General features: G+C 68.7%; 16 protein-coding genes. 2 read left to right on the plus strand and 14 right to left on the minus strand.

The genetic code is table 11. From position 1 onward, the window contains the following. Both VNE60_03385 and VNE60_03390 read left to right on the plus strand, forming a co-directional pair. Positions 1–491: hypothetical protein (locus tag VNE60_03385; GenBank protein HVB30551.1), on the plus strand; the 491-nt coding region annotated here is incomplete at its 5' end. A gap of 134 nt (positions 492–625) precedes the next feature. Then, positions 626–1,636 (plus strand): hypothetical protein, encoded by a 1,011-nt coding sequence (locus VNE60_03390; protein HVB30552.1) that lies wholly within the window; start codon positions 626–628, stop codon positions 1,634–1,636. 66 nt (positions 1,637–1,702) lie between these two features. On the opposite strand, the gene argF is transcribed toward VNE60_03390, so the two are convergent. The 14 genes from argF to pilO all read right to left on the minus strand — a co-directional run bounded on the left by argF (position 1,703) and on the right by pilO (position 18,331). Continuing rightward, positions 1,703–2,668 carry an ornithine carbamoyltransferase gene (gene argF / locus VNE60_03395; GenBank protein ID HVB30553.1) on the minus strand — a complete coding sequence of 322 codons (966 nt, stop codon included), beginning with the start codon at positions 2,666–2,668 and terminating at the stop codon, positions 1,703–1,705. A gap of 32 nt (positions 2,669–2,700) precedes the next feature. After that, positions 2,701–4,146, minus strand: coding sequence for an ATP-dependent protease ATPase subunit HslU (gene hslU / locus VNE60_03400; GenBank protein HVB30554.1), 1,446 nt, complete (start codon positions 4,144–4,146; stop codon positions 2,701–2,703). 73 nt (positions 4,147–4,219) lie between these two features. After that, entirely contained in the window at positions 4,220–4,759 is a 540-nt protein-coding gene (hslV, locus tag VNE60_03405) for an ATP-dependent protease subunit HslV (protein ID HVB30555.1), read from the minus strand. 39 nt (positions 4,760–4,798) lie between these two features. After that, positions 4,799–5,368, minus strand: coding sequence for an isoprenylcysteine carboxylmethyltransferase family protein (locus VNE60_03410; GenBank protein HVB30556.1), 570 nt, complete (start codon positions 5,366–5,368; stop codon positions 4,799–4,801). Positions 5,369–5,478: 110 nt separating this feature from the next. Then, a complete protein-coding gene (locus VNE60_03415; protein HVB30557.1) occupies positions 5,479–6,414 on the minus strand; it encodes a tyrosine recombinase XerC in 936 nt (311 codons plus the stop codon). Then, positions 6,411–7,760, minus strand: a complete 1,350-nt coding sequence (gene trmFO / locus VNE60_03420) for a methylenetetrahydrofolate--tRNA-(uracil(54)-C(5))-methyltransferase (FADH(2)-oxidizing) TrmFO (GenBank protein HVB30558.1) — start codon at positions 7,758–7,760, stop codon at positions 6,411–6,413. The genes VNE60_03415 and trmFO overlap by 4 nt, the downstream gene beginning before the upstream one ends. 103 nt (positions 7,761–7,863) lie before the next feature. Continuing rightward, positions 7,864–10,314, minus strand: coding sequence for a type I DNA topoisomerase (gene topA, locus VNE60_03425; protein ID HVB30559.1), 2,451 nt, complete (start codon positions 10,312–10,314; stop codon positions 7,864–7,866). 2 nt (positions 10,315–10,316) lie between these two features. Further along, a complete protein-coding gene (locus tag VNE60_03430; GenBank protein HVB30560.1) occupies positions 10,317–10,553 on the minus strand; it encodes a DUF494 family protein in 237 nt (78 codons plus the stop codon). Between the two features lie 230 nt (positions 10,554–10,783). Beyond that, positions 10,784–11,347, minus strand: coding sequence for a shikimate kinase (locus tag VNE60_03435; GenBank protein ID HVB30561.1), 564 nt, complete (start codon positions 11,345–11,347; stop codon positions 10,784–10,786). After that, entirely contained in the window at positions 11,304–12,500 is a 1,197-nt protein-coding gene (gene aroC / locus VNE60_03440; GenBank protein HVB30562.1) for a chorismate synthase, read from the minus strand. Before aroC ends, VNE60_03435 begins: the two co-directional genes overlap by 44 nt. A 73-nt stretch (positions 12,501–12,573) precedes the next feature. After that, the gene (locus VNE60_03445) at positions 12,574–15,153 is read right to left on the minus strand and encodes a hypothetical protein (GenBank protein HVB30563.1); all 2,580 of its coding nucleotides are present in this window, start codon (positions 15,151–15,153) and stop codon (positions 12,574–12,576) included. A gap of 18 nt (positions 15,154–15,171) precedes the next feature. After that, positions 15,172–17,124, minus strand: coding sequence for an AMIN domain-containing protein (locus tag VNE60_03450; protein ID HVB30564.1), 1,953 nt, complete (start codon positions 17,122–17,124; stop codon positions 15,172–15,174). After that, positions 17,121–17,726: a hypothetical protein gene (locus tag VNE60_03455; protein HVB30565.1), complete on the minus strand. Its 606-nt coding sequence runs from the start codon at positions 17,724–17,726 to the stop codon at positions 17,121–17,123. The genes VNE60_03450 and VNE60_03455 overlap by 4 nt, the downstream gene beginning before the upstream one ends. Continuing rightward, on the minus strand, positions 17,723–18,331 hold the full coding sequence (gene pilO / locus VNE60_03460; GenBank protein HVB30566.1) for a type 4a pilus biogenesis protein PilO: 609 nt from the start codon (positions 18,329–18,331) through the stop codon (positions 17,723–17,725). The genes VNE60_03455 and pilO overlap by 4 nt, the downstream gene beginning before the upstream one ends. Positions 18,332–18,333 lie beyond the last annotated feature (2 nt).

The raw sequence follows: 18,333 nt of genomic DNA on the forward strand, positions 1-18,333 counted from the left end.
ACCGCCTGCGGTTCCTGCCCGGCGCGTGGGCGGGGCTGGGCTTTGACGTGAACTGGACGCACGTGGAATCGCAGGCCCAGATCCTGGCCGACACCGCCACCACGGCCGCCGGACTCGGCGCCCCCGTGGTGGCCCGCACCGCGCCCCTGCCCCGCACCTCGCCCAACGTGGCCAACGTGGCGCTCACGTACAACTGGGGGCCCGTGGACGCCCGGGCAGCCTGGCAGTACCAGGGCGCCAACATCGCCGGCTACGGCGACGGCTCCCAGACCGCCAACGGCGACAACTACTTCTACGCCCACTCCCAGATCGACGCCTCGCTGGTCTACAACGTGACCAGCGACGTGCAGGTGCAGCTGCAGGGGCTGAACCTGAACGACGCCGTGTTCGGCTTCTTCAACGGCTCGCCGGGCCACGCCTACAGCGTGCAGCGCGAGTTCTACGGACGCACCGTGATCCTGGGCACCAAGATCGGGTTCGGCGGGGCGTGAGGCCCCGGGCGCTGTAAGGTTCCTGACAGGCACCGAGCCCACATTTCGGGGAGCCGGCGGGTCACCGTCGGCTCCCCGCTCGCGTCAGGGGCCGGCCCACCCGGCTCCGCATTCACTCATCTGGAGCGCATGTCATGTCGATGTTTCGGTCGTTCCTCCTTCCCGCGGCAGCCGTGCTGATGGCGGCCGCCCCCGCGCAGGGCCCGGGCTACCATGTGGCCGCCACCCACGCCATCGGCGGCGACGGCGGCTGGGACTATCTCGCGCTCGACGGCCAGGGACACCGGCTGTTCATCGCGCGCGAGAATCGCGTGATGGTGGTGAACCCGGCCACCGGCGCCGTGATCGCCGAGATCCCCGGCTTCGACCGCGCGCACGGCGTGGCGTTCGCCTACGGCGCCGGCCACGCCTTCGCCACCTCGGGCGGCGACAGCACCGTGCGCATGATCGATCTCAAAACGCTCAAGGTGATCGGCAAGACGCACGCCGCCGTGGACGACGACGGCATCCTGTACGATGCGTACAGCAAGCACATCTTCACCATGAACGGCGACGCCGGCTCGTCCAGCGTGATCGACGCCGTCACGGGCCGGAACCTGGGCACCATCGATCTGCAGGGCAAACCGGAGTTCGGCGTGTCGGACGGCGAGGGACACGTGTACGTGAACATCGAGAGCAAGGGCGCCGTGGACGAGGTGGACGTGACGTCCATGAAGGTGGTGCGGCAGTGGTCCATCGCCCCGTGCAAGGCGCCCACCGGGCTGGCCATCGACGTGGCCCACCACCGGCTGTTCAGCGGCTGCCGGAGCGGCGTGATGGCCATCTCCGACGCCGCGGCCGGCAAGCTCGTGACCACCGTGCCCATCGGTCAGGGCGTGGACGCCACGCGGTTCGACGCCGGCACGCAGCTCGCGTTCGCGTCGTGCGGCGACGGCACGATCACCGTGATGCACGAGGATTCGCCCGATCACTACACGGTGGTGCAGACGGTGAAGACCATGGAGGGCGCGCGGACCATGGAACTCGATCCGGCCACGCACACGCTCTACACGGTGTCGGCCGAGTTCGGCGCCAGGCCGGCCGGTGGACGCGGCCGCCCGCCCGTGAAGCCCAATTCGTTCGCGCTGCTCACGCTCACCCGGTAGGAAGCGTGGGCGGTGGGCAGTGGGCGGTCGCCGCCTGCTGCCCATCGGCCACGCCCGGCGGAGGCCCTACCCGACCTCTTCCCCGCCCATCAGCACGGCCATGATCGCCTTCTGCACGTGCAGGCGGTTCTCGGCCTCGTCCCACACGCGGCTCTGCGGCCCGTCGATCACGTCGGCCGAGACCTCCTCGCCGCGATGCGCCGGCAGGCAGTGCAGGAAGATCGCGCCCGGGTCGGCCTTCTTCATCAGCTTGGCGTTGACGGTGTACTTGGCGAACGCCTTGGCGCGCGTCTTCTGCTCCTCCTCCTGCCCCATGCTCGCCCACACGTCGGTGGTCACCACGTGGGCCCCCTCGGCGGCGGCCATCGGGTCGCGCGTCACGGTGATCCTGGCGTGCTTCTTGGCTTCCACCAGCAGGTGGTCGGCCGGCTCGTAGCCTTCGGGACAGGCGATGCGCAACTCGAACCCCAGCCGGTTGGCGGCGTTGATCCACGAATTGGCCATGTTGTTCCCGTCGCCGATCCAGGCAATCACCTTTCCCTCATAGCTGCCCAGATGCTGGCGCACGGTGAGCAGGTCGGCCAGCACCTGGCAGGGATGCACCATGTCGGTGAGCCCGTTGATCACGGGCACGCCCGCGTACTGCGCCAGCACCTCGGCGTCCTGGTGCGCGAAGGTGCGGATCATGATCCCGTTCACGTAGCGCGACAGCACGCGCGCCGTGTCGGCGATGGGCTCGCCGCGGCCCAGCTGCACGTCGCGGGGCGAGAGGAACAGCGCGTGCCCGCCCAACTGGTACGTGCCCACCTCGAACGACACGCGCGTGCGCGTGGACGCCTTCATGAAGATCATCGCCAGCGTCTTGCCGGCCAGCGGCTGTTTGGTGTAGCCGCCGCCGCGCATCCGCTCGGCGAGCGCGAACAGCCGCTCGAGCTGGGGGCGCGTGAAGTCGGTGATCTGCAGGAAGTCGCGGTGCGGCGGATACGACTCGGGCGGCAGGGCGGGCGCGGCGGCGGTGACGGGCTTGGCCATGGGAAGATGCCGAGTGGTTTGAGGGTTGGGGACTAGAGAATGTAGCGCCGGAGGTCTTCGTCTTCCACGATGGCCTTGAGCTTGTCGCGCACGGCGGCGGCGTCGACGACGATCTCGGCGGTGCCGCGGTCGGGCAACTCGTAGAGCACCTCCTCGAGCTGCGTGGTCATCACGGTGTGCAGCCGGCGGGCGCCGATGTTCTCCATGCGCTCGTTCACCAGCGCGGCGATGCGCGCGATCTCGCGGATGCCGTCGTCGGTGAACGTGAGCTTGGCGCCCTCGGCCTCGACCAGCGCCGCGTACTGCTTGGTGAGGGCGTTCTCGGGCTCGGTCATGATGCGCACGAAATCGGCCTCGGTGAGCGGCTTGAGCTCCACGCGGATGGGAAACCGCCCCTGCAGCTCGGGGATGAGATCGCTGGGCTTGGACACGTGGAAGGCGCCGGCGGCGATGAACAGCACGTGGTCGGTCTTCACCATGCCGTACTTGGTCTGCACGTTGGAGCCCTCGACGATCGGCAGCAGGTCGCGCTGCACGCCCTCGCGCGACACGTCGGGGCCGCCCATCTGCGAACGCTCGCCGGCGATCTTGTCGATCTCGTCGAGGAAGATGATGCCGAGCTTCTCCACGCGCTCCAGCGCGTCGGCCGTGACCTCCTCGATGTCGATCAGCTTCTCGAACTCCTGCTCGAGGAGAATGCGCCGGGCCTCGCTCACCTTCACGCTGCGCTTCTTCTGGCGCTTGGGCAGCATGTCCTTGAGCATGTCGGTGAAGTTCTCCATCCCCTCGGGCGCGCCCTGCGCCGACAGCACGTCGATCATCGGCGCGCGCGGCGTGACCTCCACCTCCACCTCGCGCCCCTCGAGCTGCCCGTCCTTGAGCAGCTGGTGCAGCTTCTCCCGCGTGCGCTGGTGGCGCTCCTGCGCCAGCTCCTGCTCGCGGGTCACGTCGCCGCGCGCCGAGACCACGAACACGTTGGACGTCTCGGCGTCCGGCTGCTCGGGGGTCCTGGCCTTGGGCGCCTCGGGCGCCGGGAGCAGCAGGTCGAGCAGCCGCTGCTCCACGCGCTCGTGCGCCAGGTCCTCGATCTCGGCTTCGCGCTCGGTGCGCACCATGTCGATGGCGCTCTCCACCAGGTCGCGCACCATGGACTCCACGTCGCGCCCCACGTAGCCCACCTCGGTGAACTTGGAGGCCTCCACCTTGATGAACGGCGCGCCGGCCAGCTTGGACAGGCGGCGCGCGATCTCGGTCTTGCCCACGCCGGTGGGCCCGATGAGGATGATGTTGTTGGGGGCGATCTCCTCGCGGATGCCCTCGGGGGCGCGCTGCCGGCGCCACCGGTTGCGGAGCGCGATGGCCACCGCCTTCTTGGCGTCGGCCTGGCCCACGATGTAGCGGTCCAGCTCGGCCACGATCTGACGCGGGGTCAGGTCGGCGAGACGGGCCAGGACTTGCTCGGTATGGTTGGTTGGCATGGGCACGCGCCGGGAGGCCGGCGGCGGGCGCGGCGGCGCGGAATGGGCCGTCGCGTGCGCCGGCTACGCCGGCTCAGGCATCGAGGACGGTTATATTGGTATTGGTATAGATGCAGATCTCGCCCGCGATCTGCAGGCTGCGCTCCACGATCTCGCGCGGGGCCAGCGTGGTGTTGTTGGCCAGGGCGCGGGCGGCGGACAGCGCGTACGGGCCGCCGGAACCGATGGCGAGGATGCCGTCGTCGGGCTCGATCACCTCGCCGGTGCCCGAGATGATGTAGCCGTTGCTGACGTCGGCCACGATGAGCATCGCCTCGAGCCGGCGCAGCACGCGGTCGCTGCGCCATTCCTTGGCCAACTCCACCACGGCGCGCGGCAGGTTGCCCGGAAAGCGCGTGAGCTTCTCCTCGAACTTCTCGAACAGCGTGAGCGCGTCGGCCACCGAACCGGCAAACCCGGTGAGCAGCTTGCCGCCCTGCATGGCGCGCACCTTCTGCGCCTTGGCCTTCATCACGGTGTCGCCCACGGTCACCTGTCCGTCGCCGCCGATGGCGACCTTGCCCTCGCGGCGGACGGCCAGGATGGTGGTGGCGCGAATGATCGGGAGTGGCATGAGTGAAAGATAGCCCCCCTCCCGACGGGCGGCGACCGGCTACCAAATGCGTGGGATAATTGCGCTTACCCGTTTCCGGTAGTCCAGGTACCGGTCTCCGAACTCCTCGATCATGAAGCGCTCCTCGATCGGCCACTTGAGACGCCAGGCGAGCAGCATGAGCCCGACCGCGACCACCCCGCGCAGTTGGTCGATGGCCAGCGCCGTGCCCACGGCGGCCAGCGAGAACCCCGAATAGATGGGGTGGCGGACCAGCCGGTACGGGCCACGCTCGACGAGATCGTGGTCGTCCTTGACGGTGACGGTGGCGCTCCAGTTGCCGCCGAGGACGCCGCGCGCCCAGATCGCGAGGCCGACGCCGGCCGCCGTGAGCGCGACGCCCGTCCAGGCGATCGGAGCGCTCGGCTTGGAGAATTGCCAGCCCAGCCATCCCTTCGCCGTGTCCGAATCGAAGAGCAGGAAGTACGCCGAAACCACGAACACCATCTGAACCATGCGGGAGCCGCGACCCTGGCGCCGGGCCGTCCGCTTGGTGGCAAAGGCGCCGACCAGCCAGACGGCCAGGAGCAGCAGCCAGAGATCGTGAATGAGCGGGCCGGGACGCAGCATGATGGTCGGGTGATGACGGATCACACAACGGACACGGGACGATCCCGGTTTCGTTCGGGCATCCTGAACGGAAGGTCGCGAGCAACCGGCGTACGGCCGCGAGCCAACGGCTATGCTCTCGGGTGCGACTTGTGGTACACCTCTTTCAGCCGCTCCACGCTGGTGTGCGTGTAGATCTGCGTGGTGCTGATGGACGCATGGCCCAGCAGCTCCTGAACCGCCCGGAGGTCGGCGCCGGCGTCGAGCAGATGCGTGGCAAAGGTGTGCCGCAGCGAGTGCGTGGTGAGCCCCGCCTCCTCGTCCACCTGCGATAGGAACTTGCTCATGAGCTTCTGCACGGCGCGCACGGTGAGGCGCTTGCCGGTGCGCCCCACGAACAGCGCCCGCCGGTCCGCCCCGGCGCCCAGCGCGCCCGGCAGCGCCTCGCGCTTGGCCTCGTAATTGCGCACGGCGAGCTGCGCGTGGTCGCCCACGGGGATGATGCGCTCCTTGCGCCCCTTGCCGCGCACCTTCACCTGCTGCGAGATCAGATCCAGATCCGGACGGTTGAGCCCCTGCAGCTCCGACACGCGCATGCCGGTGGAGTAGAACAGCTCCAGGATGGCCAGGTTGCGCACGTCCTCGAACCGCCCCTCCATGGCCCGCGCCTCGGCCGCCTGGAACAGCAGGTCGATCTGCGCGCGGTCGAGGTATCCGGGCAGGTGCTTCTCCAGCTTGGGCGCGCCCACGGCCCGCGCCGGATTCACCGACACGAGGTCGTTGAGGGCCAGGAACCGGTAGAACCCGCGCACGGCGCTCAACGTGCGCGACATCGAGCGCCGCGACAGCCCGCGCCGCGTGAGGTGGCCCAGAAACCCGCGCATGGTCAGGCGGTCCACGCCCTGCCAGCTCCACACCGCGCCGCCATGGTAGGCGCCCAGGAACCCGACGAATTCCTTGAGGTCGCGCCGGTACGCGATCACCGTGTTGGGCGACACGTCGCGCTCCTTGGCCAGATGCGTGAGGTACTCCTCCACCTCGGCCGGCGCCGGCGCGTCGCTGGTCACGGCGCCGCCACCGCGGACACGAACTCGTCGCGCCAGCGCTCCATGTCGGCCAGCGCGCGCTCGGCGATCATGCCGCGCTTCCTGGCCTTGTCGCGCACCTCCTGCGGCAGCGGCTCCACCAGCCCGAAGTTGGCGTTCATGGGCTGGAAGTGCCGCGGGTCGGCCTCGCGCAGATACCGGTACAGCGCGCCGAGCATGGTCGTGGGCGGCGGCACCGCCGCGTCCTGCCCGTGCAGCAGGCGCGACAGATTGACGCCGGCCACGAGCCCGGTGGCGGTGCTCTCGGTATAGCCCTCGACCCCGGTGAGCTGGCCGGCGAACAGCGTCATCGGGTCATCGCGCAGCGAGAGATGCGGGGTGAGCGACGCCGGCGCGTTGAGATACGAATTGCGATGGATGGTGCCGAAGCGCAGGAACTCGGCGTTGGCCAGCGCCGGGATCATGGTGAACACGCGCTTCTGCTCCGGAATGCGCAGCCGCGTCTGGAAGCCCACCAGGTTCCACATCTGTCCGGCCCGGTCCTCCATGCGGAGCTGCGCCACCGCCCACGGACGCCGGCCGGTGCGCGGATCCACGAGCCCCACCGGCTTCATGGGGCCAAAGCGCAGCGTGTCGCGGCCGCGCTGCGCCATCACCTCCACCGGCATGCAGCCTTCGAAGTACGGCACCTCGTCGAACTCGTGGCCGTGGTGCAGATCGGCCGCCAGCAGCGCGTCGAGGAACGCTTCGTACTCGTCGCGCGTGAACGGGCAGTTGAGATAGGCGCCCTCGGGCTCGGCGCCCTCCATGGTTTCCTTGTCGTAGCGCGACGCGCGAAACGCGATCGAGTCGTCGATCGACTCGCGCGAGACGATGGGCGCGATGGCGTCGTAGAACGCCAGCGAGGCCACGCCCAGCCGCGCGCGAATGGCCTCGGCCAGCGCGTCGGAGGTGAGCGGCCCGGTGGCGACGATGCCCGGCGACGGAAGCGCCGTGACCTCCTCGCGGATCACGGTCACGCGCGGATGCGCCATGAGGCGGTCGTGCACGGCGCGCGAGAACACGTCGCGGTCCACGGTGAGCGCGCTGCCGCCCGGCACGCGCGCCTGATCGGCCGCCCAGAGCACCAGCGAGCCCAGCAGCCGCATCTCGGCCTTGAGCAGCCCGTGCGCGTTGGTGGCTTCGGTGCTCTTGAACGTGTTGGAGCACACCAGCTCGGCCAGACGATCCGTCTTGTGCGCCGGCGTGCCGCGCACGGGACGCATCTCGTGCAACACCACGTCGTGCCCGCGCTCGGCCAGCTGCCACGCGGCTTCCGATCCGGCGAGTCCGCCGCCGGCGATGGTTACTGGAGTCTGGTGGCTCATTACTAGTAGAGTCGGACGGTAGGGGGGTAGGAGCGTAGGACCGATGACTGCGGTACGCAGTCTACCGTCCTACCCCCCTACCGTCCTACCGTCCTACCGTCTTTCATCCCGCCAGCGCGGGCTCGGCTTCTTCGCTCTTGGGCGCTTCCCACTCGTTGCCGCACTTGATGCACTTGCGGAAGTCGCCGCGCGCCTTGGTGGACTTCATCTCGGCGCCGATGTAGCCGCACTCCGGGCACTTCTCCACCGCCGGGCGGTTCCACACCACGAAGTCGCAGGTCTCGTTGGCGCAGGCAAAGAACGCGGTTCCGCGCTTCTTGGACCGGCGCTCCACGATCTCGCCGCCGTCCTTGGGGCAGTACACACCCGTGGGCATGGACCGCGTGCCGCGGCACTTGGGAAACGTGCTGCAGCCCAGGAATTCCCCGCTCCGTCCCTGCCGCACCACCATCGGCTGCGCGCACAGGGGACAGGGCACGTCGGTCATCCGCGGCTTGGCCTTCTCGCCCTTGATGGGCCGCGTGTACTTGCACGTCTTGGGATGGTTCTCGCAGGCCAGGAAGGGCCCGAAGAATCCGCCGCGCGGCTCGAGCTTGCCGCCGCAGTCGGGACAGCGCAGCGCCGCCAGCCCCGACAGATCGTGCGCCGCCGCGATCAGCGCCGGCGCATCCACCGACGCCAGCGACTTGGCGAACGGGCCGTAGAAATCCTGCAGCACCTTGCGCCAACTCAGCTCGCCGTCCTCGATCTTGTCCAGCTCGCCTTCCATCTCCGACGTGAACCCCACGTTGAAGACGTCGGGGAACTGCTTGACCATCACCTTTTCCACCGTCTCGCCCAGCTCGGTGGGAAAGAAGCGGCGCTGCTCCAGGTTCACGTAGCGCCGGTCGGCCAGCACCGAGATGATCGCCGCGTACGTGGACGGGCGGCCGATGCCGAGCTTCTCCAGCTCCTTGACCAGGCTGGCCTCGGAGAAGCGCGGCGGCGGCTCGGTGAAGTGCTGCGACGGCGTGATCGACTTGACGGGCACCTGCTCCTTGACGTCCACCACCGGCAGCGCCTGTTCGTCCTCGAGCGCCTTGTGCTCGCCCTCCTCGTGCGCCTCGCGGTACAGCACCAGGAACCCCGGGAACTTCACGATGCTCCCCGTGGCCCGGAACAGATAGTTGCGGCGCCCGATGTCGGGTTGCGACGACGCGGGAAGATCGAAGTCCACGGTGGTCGTGTCGAACACCGCCGGCGCCATCTGCGACGCCATGAACCGCTGCCAGACCAGCTGGTAGAGCTTGAACTGATCGGGCGACAGATAGCGCTTCACGTCGTCCGGACGCCGCGCCGGATCGGTGGGCCGCACCGCTTCGTGCGCGTCCTGCGCGTTCTTGCTCTTGTTCTTGCCGTCGCCGTACAGTTGCGGCGCCGACGCCAGGTACTCCTCGCCGTGCGCCTTGCGCACCACGTCGCGCGCCTGCAGCGCGGCGCTCTCGGCCACACGCGTGGAGTCGGTGCGCATGTAGGTGATCAGACCCACGGCGCCCTCGGCGCCCACCTCGATGCCCTCGTACAGATCCTGCGCCACGCGCATCGTGCGCTTGGAACCGAACGACAGCTTCTTGGCCGCTTCCTGTTGCAGCGTGGACGTGGTGAACGGCGCCGACGGATTCTTGCGCCGCTCGCGCCGCTTCACGTCGGTCACGCCGAACGTCTTGCGCCCCTTGAGATCGGCAAGGATCCGCTCGGCGTCGGCCTGGTGGTGAATCTCCGGCTTCTTGCCGTCGATGTGGTGCAGCTTGGCGGTGAACGTCGTGCCGCTCTTCTCGAGCAACGCCTCCACCGTCCAGTACTCCACCGGATTGAAGGCGCGGATCTCGCGCTCGCGCTCCACGATCAGGCGCAACGCCACGGTCTGCACGCGCCCCGCCGAGATGCCCTTCTTCACCGTCTTCCAGAGCACCGGGCTGGCCTTGTAGCCCACCAGACGGTCGAGCACGCGGCGCGCCTGCTGCGCCTCCACCTTGCGCTCGTCGATCTCGCCGGCGGCGCTGATCGCCCGCTGCACCGCGTCCTTGGTGATCTCGTGGAACAGCACGCGCCGAATGGGAATGGTGGACTTGCCGCGCTTGGGCTTGAGTTGCTCCGCCACGTGCCACGCGATCGCCTCACCTTCACGATCAGGGTCGGTGGCGATCAATACTTCCTTGGACGTCTTCGCCGCGCTCTTGAGCTCGGCGATCGTCTTCTCCTTGCCGGGAATCGGCACGAGATCGGGCTCGAACCCGTTCTCCACGTCGATGCCGAGCTTCTTCTCGGGCAGGTCCATGATGTGGCCCACCGTGGCCCGCACCCGGTAGCCGCGGCCCAGATACTTGCCGATGGTCTTGGCCTTCGCCGGCGACTCGACGATCACCAACGACGTCGAACCCGGCTCGGACGGCAGCTCCTCTTCGGGCTCGGCCGCCGCCGCGCGGCCCCGCCGCTTGGTGGTGGCCGCGCTGCCCTTGGCCTTGCGGGCGGTGGCGCGCTTCTTGGTCGTTGTGGTCTTCTTCTTCACAGCCATGATCAGTGTACCGTCTGATTGTCGTTGCCCGAGCGCCCATCGTCCAAGCCGGTCCCTTCGAGCAGCGAGCGCAGATCGTCGAGCCCGATGCGGCCGTCCACCTGCGACAGCGCCCGTTCGATGATCGTCTCCAACTCAAAGGAGTTCACGGCTCCCGTACTGCCGAGCGCGAGCAAATATCCCCAGGCCTCCGGCGCGAACCGTCCGCGCTCGTGCGGCCCCAACACTCGTATCGTCATGTCCCTGCCGGGCCCGGTGGCCCACCGGGACCACCAAATTTGACCGTCCGCCGAGCACGCATGGCATTGATCCCCTGCCGGACGTACCCGGCCGCTGCGTCGTGTGGACCGCGAATATCCGGGATCGCCGCCGCGAGTGCGGGCCGATTCCGGGCCTTTCCAAGCCCCGCCCGAATGCCGCATTCTACGCACCGCGTCAACTTCTGGGCCACTCGGAGGGGTGAGAACCCCTAACGCAATTCCTTTGCTAATGCAACTACCTTTTCCGTAACCTCTTGCAACGTAAGGTGTTCCGAATCTATCACCTGGTCGGCCCCTTCATATAATAGGCGACGCGCCTCGAACAACCGCCGCATCTCCTGAGCCGGATCGGCCCGCATGAGCAGGGGCCGGAGTTCCTGCCGCTTGCCCATGCGCTTGAGCGCCGTCTCCGGCCGTACCTTGAGGTACACCATGATGCTCGGGGGCCGGAGCAGCGACACCACGTCCGGGTTGACGATCCACCCGCCGCCGGGCGCGAGAATCATCCCGCCCATCTCGCGCAGCTCCTCGGTGAGGATGCGCTCCTTGGCCCGGAAGTGATGCTCGCCCGACTCGCCGAAGATCTGCGCGATGGGCCTGCCCTCGCGGCGCTCGATCTCGGCATCGAAGTCGAGAAAGGTCCGTTCGGCGATCTCGGCGGCCCGCATGCCGACCACGGACTTCCCGGAGCCCGGGAGCCCCACGAGGATCAGGTGCGGGACCGACGGATCAGCCGCCGAGCCGCCCTGCGATGTGCGAAAGGTAGGCGTCATAGTTGCGGCGCATTTCTCCGAGAGAGTCCCCGCCGAATTTTTCGGCAAAGGCATTCGCGATCACCAGGGCCAGCATGCCCTCGGCAATCACACCCATCGCCGGCACGGCGGTGACGTCGCTCCGTTCGGCCACCGCGGCCGCCGCTTCGCTGGTGGCCACGTCCACCGTGGCCAGCGGCCGCATGAGCGTGCTGATCGGCTTCATGCCCACGCGCACCACGAGCGGCTCGCCCGACGTCATGCCGCCCTCCAGTCCACCGGCGCGATTGGTGGTGCGGCGCACGTTGCCGGCCAGGGGGCGCCCCCTGGCGAGTTCGATCGCGTCGTGCACCTCGGCGCCGGTCACGCGCGCGGCCTGGAAACCCATGCCGATCTCTACCCCCTTCACCGCCGGAATGCTCATCATGGCCGCGCCGATGCGGCCGTCGAGTTTGCGGTCCCACGACACGTGCGAGCCGAGCCCCACGGGCAGGCCGTCGGCCACGACTTCACAGATGCCGCCCAGCGTATTGCCGGCGCGCTTGGCCTCGTCGATGCGGGCGATCATCGCCTGCTCGGCGTCGGGGTCGAGCGTGCGGAGCGGCGACGCATCGGCGGCGGCGTTGATGTCGGCCGGCATCGGCTCGGGGCGCCGCGCGTCGATGCCGCCCAGGTGGACGATGTGGCTGCCGATGCGCACGTCGAACTCGGCGAGCAGCCGGCGGCACACCGCCGACGCGGCCACGCGGGCCGTGGTCTCGCGCGCCGAGGCGCGCTCGAGGATGTCGCGCGCGTCGTCGCGGTCGTACTTGAGCAGGCCGGTGAGATCGGCGTGCCCGGGGCGCGGGCGGGTGACGGCGCGCTTGCGGAGCGCCGAGGGGTCCTCGCCATCGCGCGGCGCCGGATCCATGATCTCGGCCCAGTTCTGCCAATCGCGATTGCGGACGAGCATGGCGATGGGCGCGCCGATGGTCTCGCCGGCGCGCACGCCGGCCAGGAATTCCACGGCGTCCTGCTCGATCTGCATGCGGCGGCCGCGGCCGTAGCCCTGCTGCCGGCGGGCGAGTTCGGCGTTGACGTGGGCGGCAAGCAGGGGCAATCCGGCGGGGATGCCTTCGAGAATGGTGACGAGCGCCTGTCCGTGCGACTCGCCGGCTGTGGTGAATCGGATCATGGGTCCTCAAACGCGGTGAGCCCGACGCAGGGCCGGGCTCACCAATTCTACCATGCGAACGTCGCGGCGTGAACTACGGCGAGCCGGCCTTGATGTCCGACGCGCGCAGATTGATCACCACGAGCCCGTTGGCGGTCATGCCGTACAGCTTGAGCACGACGCCGGCGGGATCGCCGGGCAGCGGCCGCGTGGCGCGGAGCGGCCCGTAGAGCCCGTACTTGAGTTGCAGCGTGCCGCGGTTGTTGTAGTGCGCGATGTCCACGATCTCGATCTTTCCGGTGGCCGAGCCCACGAACGCCACGCGATCGGCAAGGTTGGGCGTGCCGACGCCGTTGGCGCCCGGGCTGAACGTGATGCCCTGCCCCAGATCGGCCGAGTTGTAGCTGCCCAACAAGCGCAGCGGCAGTGGATTGCCAACGCTGAGGATGTACGACTCCAGGTTGCCGTGCATGCCGGCTACCTGGCCCGTGCTGTCGATGGCCAGTCCGTTCACGATGTCCGACGCGTTCTCGACGGCGTCGGAGATCGGAATGGATCCCGATACCGTGATCGCACCGAAGTTGGCGCCATCGTGGGCCATGATCACGCGGCCGGCTCGACCCTTGGTGTCGCCCTCGCCGAAGCCGATCCACTGGCGATCGCCGCTGCGCGCCACGAAGGTGGTGTCGGTGAGCCCGAGGGTGGTCACGTCGAGGCCGGTGACCTCGTCGATGTCGCTGCCCACCTTGGCCACGAGCTGCGTCTGGATGCCGGCGGCCGTGGAGTCGGTCACGCACTGCTGGGGGTTGGCCGTGCCCGGCGCGTGGTCGCAGGCCACGATCTGGTCGGAGATGTTGGTGCTTCCCACCGGCGCCTTGATGACGTTCAGATAGTCCACGTTGAAGACGGCGATCTGGGCCAGATCGCCGGCCTGCGCGCCGTACTGCCAGATGTGGCGCGGGTCGGCCACGGCCTGCGTGGGATCGATCACGCGGATGGTGCCCGGCGTGGCGGCACTCGTGGGCCGCGTGGAGTAGTAGATCTGTCCGCTGGCGCCCTGTTCCACGTACTGCGGCCGGTCGGAGTAGCTGAACGGTCCGTCGAACGACGTGTGGTAGGTGTCGGTGGTGTCCTTGCCCGACGTATCGACGTTGAACGTGACCGTGGTGTGCACCACGTACACCACGGTATTCCGGGTGTTGATGCGCTTGGCCAGGTTCTCGGTGATCGAACTCGCCGTGGAGGTGCCGATGGACACCTCGCTGATGTTGGTACCGCCCGAATTGGCCACGAGCAGCGTGGTGGGGTCGGTGGAGATGTCCATGCCCCACGGTTGCGCGCCCACGGCCACGCCGTTGGGCACGAACGTCTGCGTGGCGTTCTGCCAGATCTCGAGCAGGTTGTAGTTGGTGTTCGAGAGGAAGACGTTGCCGTGCACGGGATCCACGGCGATGTCGCCCACCACGCCCTGGCGCGACGCCGGGAGCGGGAAGGTCTCGCCGTAGGCCACGAGCGTGGAGTCGGTGTACGCGCCAGACGCCGAGCTCTGCGGGTTGGTGGTGCCCACCTTGATCGAGTAGCCGACCCGGCCCGCCTGATCCTTGGCAAAGCTGTAGATGAAGACCTTGCTGCCCTGCGTGGTGGGATCGAGGTTCAGCGGCATGGCCTGCCGGACGTTGGACGCGTACGGCGCGAGGAGCACCACGCTGTCGCGCTTGAGCTGGTTGCCCAGGGTGTCGAGCACCACGAAGCCCACCGTCTGGATGCCGTCGCCGTTGGCGGAGATGGTCACGCTGTCGGTCATCTCGGAACGCGCGAGCACGCTCTGCGTGACGGTCGGCTCGGCATTGCTGCCGCTGCGCACGATCACCGAGAGCGGGGCCGCGCTGCCGGGCTGGCCGTTCACGTCGGTGGCCGCGGAGGTGACCGTGATCCGGCCGCGCACCGGGGCGTCGGCGGGAATGCGGACGATGCCCGTGAGCGTGACGTCCCGGCTGTTGGGCGGGTACGTGGTGGCCACGGTGGTGTCGAGCTTGGTGGGCCAGTTGGACTCACCCTGCACGCGGAAGCTGAGACTGGCTACGCCCTGCGAGTGCGTGGCGTGGAGGGTGACCGTCATGCCGACGCCTGCCGGCACGCTGTCGCCGGTCACCGGCGCCACGAAGTTCACCTTGGGGCCGGCCACGATGTCCATGCGCCGCGAAGTGGAGTCCACGTTCCCGGCCGAGTCGCTGAGGATGGCCACCACCACGAGGCTGTCGAGCGACGTGTCCACCGGCTGCGCGGGCTGCAGATAGCGCCGGATGACGGTGTCGCGGAGTCCGGGGCGGAACACGCCGCCCACGGGCACCGCGATCGCGGCATAGCGCGCCGTGCGCTGGAACGTGCCGAGGGCGATGCTGCCGGTTTCCTTGTAGCCGGTGAGCATGAGACCGCCGAGGGCGCGGTCGTCGTGCAGGTGCATGGTGACGAGAATGGAATCGCCGGCGTTGACCACGCTGCCGACGGTGGGCGTGTCGATGGTCACCGTGGGCGCGACCAGATCGACGCCCCCGGTGCCGGCATTGGCCGTGCCGCCGGAACCGAGCGGCGCGGTGAGCGGCGCGGAATCGCAACTGACGACAATCGCGATGCCGGCGCCCAATGCGAGCAGGCGAACGAGTGCGGGTTTCATCAGGTCACTCCGCTCCGGCTAGTGCGAGCTTCCGTCACCCGGCATCGGCTGCCCATCGTCAACGATGTGCGGCGTGATGAGGATGAGGAGATCGCGTTTGGTTTCCGATCGCTGCGTGAAGCCGAACAGCTTGCCGAGAATGGGCAGGTCGACGAGGACCGGGATCCCGCTCTTGGTCACGGTGACGGTGTTCTGCGTGAGTCCGCCCATGACGGCCGTCTGTCCATCGGCCACGAGCATCACGTTGTCCACGCTCTGCGTGGGAAACACCGCGCCGACGTCGTTGGAGAAGGTCTGCACGTCGGAGTTCTCGGCGTGCACGGTCATCTGGATCTGGTGATTGGCCGTGATCTGCGGCGTGACGGTGAGGATGATACCGGTCTGGTGGAAGCTCACGGTGGCCTTGGGGCCCGTCTGGCCGCCCACCGACGACGCATCCACCACGCGGATCGGCACCTGGGTGCCGGCGGTGAGGTTGGCCGTGCGGTTGTTGAGCGTGGTCACGCTCGGTTCGGCCTGCACGTCGAGCAGCGAGATCGTGGTCAGCGCCTGGATGAAGCTGGTGAAGCTGAACCCGCCCATGGCCGCCGAGTACACGGCCTTGAGCGCGGCGCCGGGCACCGACTGCGTGGCGTTGGCGATCGCCGAGATCGTGTTGCCGCCCAGGTAGATCACGCCGGGCGTGGTCTGCGGCTTGCCGGTGGAGTCGAGGCGCGGCACCAGGTCGTTGAAGTACTGATGTGCGCTGCCGATGTCGTACTGCAGACCGAGGGCCTCGAGCGAGGTCCGGTCCACGAGGATGATCTTGGCCTTGATGTTCACCTGCGGCTGCCGGAGGTCGAGGCTCTTGGCGTAGGCTTCGAGCGAGTCGATGTTGCCGGCCACGTCGGTGACGCTCATGCTGTTGGTGGTGGTGTCCACCGTGACCGCGCCGCGCACCGGACAGCTCAGGTTGGTGGTCACCGGCGCCGCGTTGCCGCCTTCGCCCGCGCCGCCGACGGTGCCGGTGGGCTGGCCCTGCTGCTGCTGGCCCTGGCCCTGCGTGCCGCAATCGCGCGACAGGCGCACCTGCACGCTCGGCATGAGATTGAAGGCCTTGGCGTAGTTCAGGCGGAACGTGCGCGTGACGAGTGGCGCCGCCGCGCGGCGGGCCGCGATGTGTTCCTGTGTATCGACGATCAGGATGCCGCTGGGATCCTCGACGGCGTCGAGCCCGTTGGCGTTGAGGACGACGCGGAGCGCGACGTCCCACGGCTGGTCGGTGATGTTGGCGGTGATCTTCGCGGCGTCGACACCCTTGGACAGGATGATCGTGCGGCCGGAGTACGTGGAGAATGCCGCGACGACGTCGCGGATGTCGGCGTTCTCCCAGCTCACGGTGATGCGGGGCTGCGTGGTGTGCTGCGGTTCGAAGGTGGTGAGGCGTGCCGCGGATACGGCCTTGAGCGACAGGCGGGCCGGGGCGGCCGGCGCGGTCACCGGGACCGGCGCCGGGTTCTCGGCGGCCGGCGCGGCGTCCACGTGCGGCGCGGCCTCGGTGAGCGCCGAGCCCACGTGCCAGGCCGCGAAGTCGGCGGACGTCCCGTCCACCGTCACGCGGATGCGGCCGTTCTCCTGGGCCACGGAGTACCGGTGCGGGGCGTCGAGCGTGACGACCACGCGCACCACGCCGCGGCTGAACTGTGAATAGCGCACGCCGAGCACGCCGCCGCGGTCGGCCTGGTCGTAGCCGCCCGTGGGCACGCGCAGCGATGCGCCGCTGATGTCGACGATCAGCCGGTCAGGATCCTGGAGCGTGAAATCCTGAACCGACACCGTGCCGCCCACTCCGATCAGGACTTGGGCGCGGCCGCTCATCGGCACGACGCTCAACGACGTCACGGCTCCCGCGTCCGGCCCGGCGGCCGGCCGCCACGCGCCGGCGACGAGCGCGACGGCCAGCGCCGCGACAAGCGTCATCACTCGCTTCATGGAATCCTCGCTTTCGTAGAATCAGTGAGCACCAGCGAATCCTGCCTGCTGAATCCGAATTCTTCGATGGTGAAGATCACGACGCGGGGCTTGATCTGCGCCACGCGCATCCGGCCCAGCGTCTGCCCCACCGTCGCGCGGTAGAGCGTGTTGGCTTGATCGCGCATCACGGCCACCGACCGGTGGCCGGACACGTCGTAGAGAATGCCGATCAGGTGCAGATCGGAGAGCACGGGCCGCAGCTCGCTGGTGTTGAGCAGCGAGACGAACGGATCGCGCGTGCCGGTGCGGTCGTAGTCGAACGCCTCGCGCATCACGAACGACGGCACGCTGTCGGTCTTGGCGGCCACGCGCCCGTGGGGCCCCACCTTGCCGCCGGTCCCGGTGCCGAGCGCCGCGCCCTTGGGCGGCGCCGACTGCGGAGCCGGCTTGGCCGGCGCCTTCTTGCCCTGCGCCTGGGCCGGGGCGTTCTGCTCGGCGGCCACGTGCGCGTCGGCCGCGCCCGCCGCCTTGCGGGCCTTGTCGATGGCCTTGGTCATCTGCGCGTGCGCCGTACCGGCCCCGAGGGCCACCAGCGCCGCGACGATCAGTGCACGCCTCACTTGCCCTCCTTGAGCGGCATCGCCGCCGGGGAGGTGTGGGCGACGTACGTCTGGATGTCGAACGTCGCGTCGAGCAGATGCACCATGGGGTTCTTGTTCCGGTCGTTGGCGCTGGACGGGGTCAACGACACGTTGATCGGCGCCACGATGCGGCGCAGTTCGCCCACGTTGGTGAGGAACTCCGCGATCTTGTGATAGGGCCCGGTGACTCCGAGCTTGTACTTGTAGGTATCGAACTGGTCACCCTGCGTGACGCCGTCGGGCGAGACCGACGAGATGTCGAGCCCCACCTGGCGCGCCGCGGTGGACACCGCCTCGAGCAGCGCCGGCACTTCGTTGCCGGTGGGCACGAGTTGACGCATGATCTCCACTTCGCCCGCATACTCGTTGGCCTGCGCCCGCAGCTTGTCGATGCTGCCGCGCGCCACGTCGTCCTTGGCCTTCTTGTTCATGGCCTGCAGGCTGTCGACGTGCTCGCTGGCCAGCTGCAGCACGAGGGCCTTGGGCGTCCACACGTACTGGTAGTACAGCCCGGCGATGGCCAGGAACAGGATGACCACCATGAGCTTGATCTGATCGTTTCGGCCGGTCGGAAGGAGAGCCATGG

Source organism: Gemmatimonadaceae bacterium (assembly GCA_035533755.1).
Taxonomy (GTDB): domain Bacteria; phylum Gemmatimonadota; class Gemmatimonadetes; order Gemmatimonadales; family Gemmatimonadaceae; genus JAGWRI01.

What these genes read in the sequence shown, in the direction of transcription:
- hslV (HVB30555.1), bottom strand. Translation starts at nt 4,759, where the DNA reads ATGCCACTCCCGATCATTCGCGCCACCACCATCCTGGCCGTCCGCCGC.
- trmFO (HVB30558.1), bottom strand. Translation starts at nt 7,760, where the DNA reads ATGAGCCACCAGACTCCAGTAACCATCGCCGGCGGCGGACTCGCCGGA.
- VNE60_03445 (HVB30563.1), bottom strand. Translation starts at nt 15,153, where the DNA reads ATGAAACCCGCACTCGTTCGCCTGCTCGCATTGGGCGCCGGCATCGCG.
- hslU (HVB30554.1), bottom strand. Translation starts at nt 4,146, where the DNA reads ATGCCAACCAACCATACCGAGCAAGTCCTGGCCCGTCTCGCCGACCTG.
- VNE60_03410 (HVB30556.1), bottom strand. Translation starts at nt 5,368, where the DNA reads ATGCTGCGTCCCGGCCCGCTCATTCACGATCTCTGGCTGCTGCTCCTG.
- VNE60_03450 (HVB30564.1), bottom strand. Translation starts at nt 17,124, where the DNA reads ATGAAGCGAGTGATGACGCTTGTCGCGGCGCTGGCCGTCGCGCTCGTC.
- pilO (HVB30566.1), bottom strand. Translation starts at nt 18,331, where the DNA reads ATGGCTCTCCTTCCGACCGGCCGAAACGATCAGATCAAGCTCATGGTG.
- VNE60_03390 (HVB30552.1), top strand. Translation starts at nt 626, where the DNA reads ATGTCGATGTTTCGGTCGTTCCTCCTTCCCGCGGCAGCCGTGCTGATG.
- VNE60_03435 (HVB30561.1), bottom strand. Translation starts at nt 11,347, where the DNA reads ATGACGCCTACCTTTCGCACATCGCAGGGCGGCTCGGCGGCTGATCCG.
- topA (HVB30559.1), bottom strand. Translation starts at nt 10,314, where the DNA reads ATGGCTGTGAAGAAGAAGACCACAACGACCAAGAAGCGCGCCACCGCC.
- VNE60_03430 (HVB30560.1), bottom strand. Translation starts at nt 10,553, where the DNA reads ATGACGATACGAGTGTTGGGGCCGCACGAGCGCGGACGGTTCGCGCCG.
- aroC (HVB30562.1), bottom strand. Translation starts at nt 12,500, where the DNA reads ATGATCCGATTCACCACAGCCGGCGAGTCGCACGGACAGGCGCTCGTC.
- argF (HVB30553.1), bottom strand. Translation starts at nt 2,668, where the DNA reads ATGGCCAAGCCCGTCACCGCCGCCGCGCCCGCCCTGCCGCCCGAGTCG.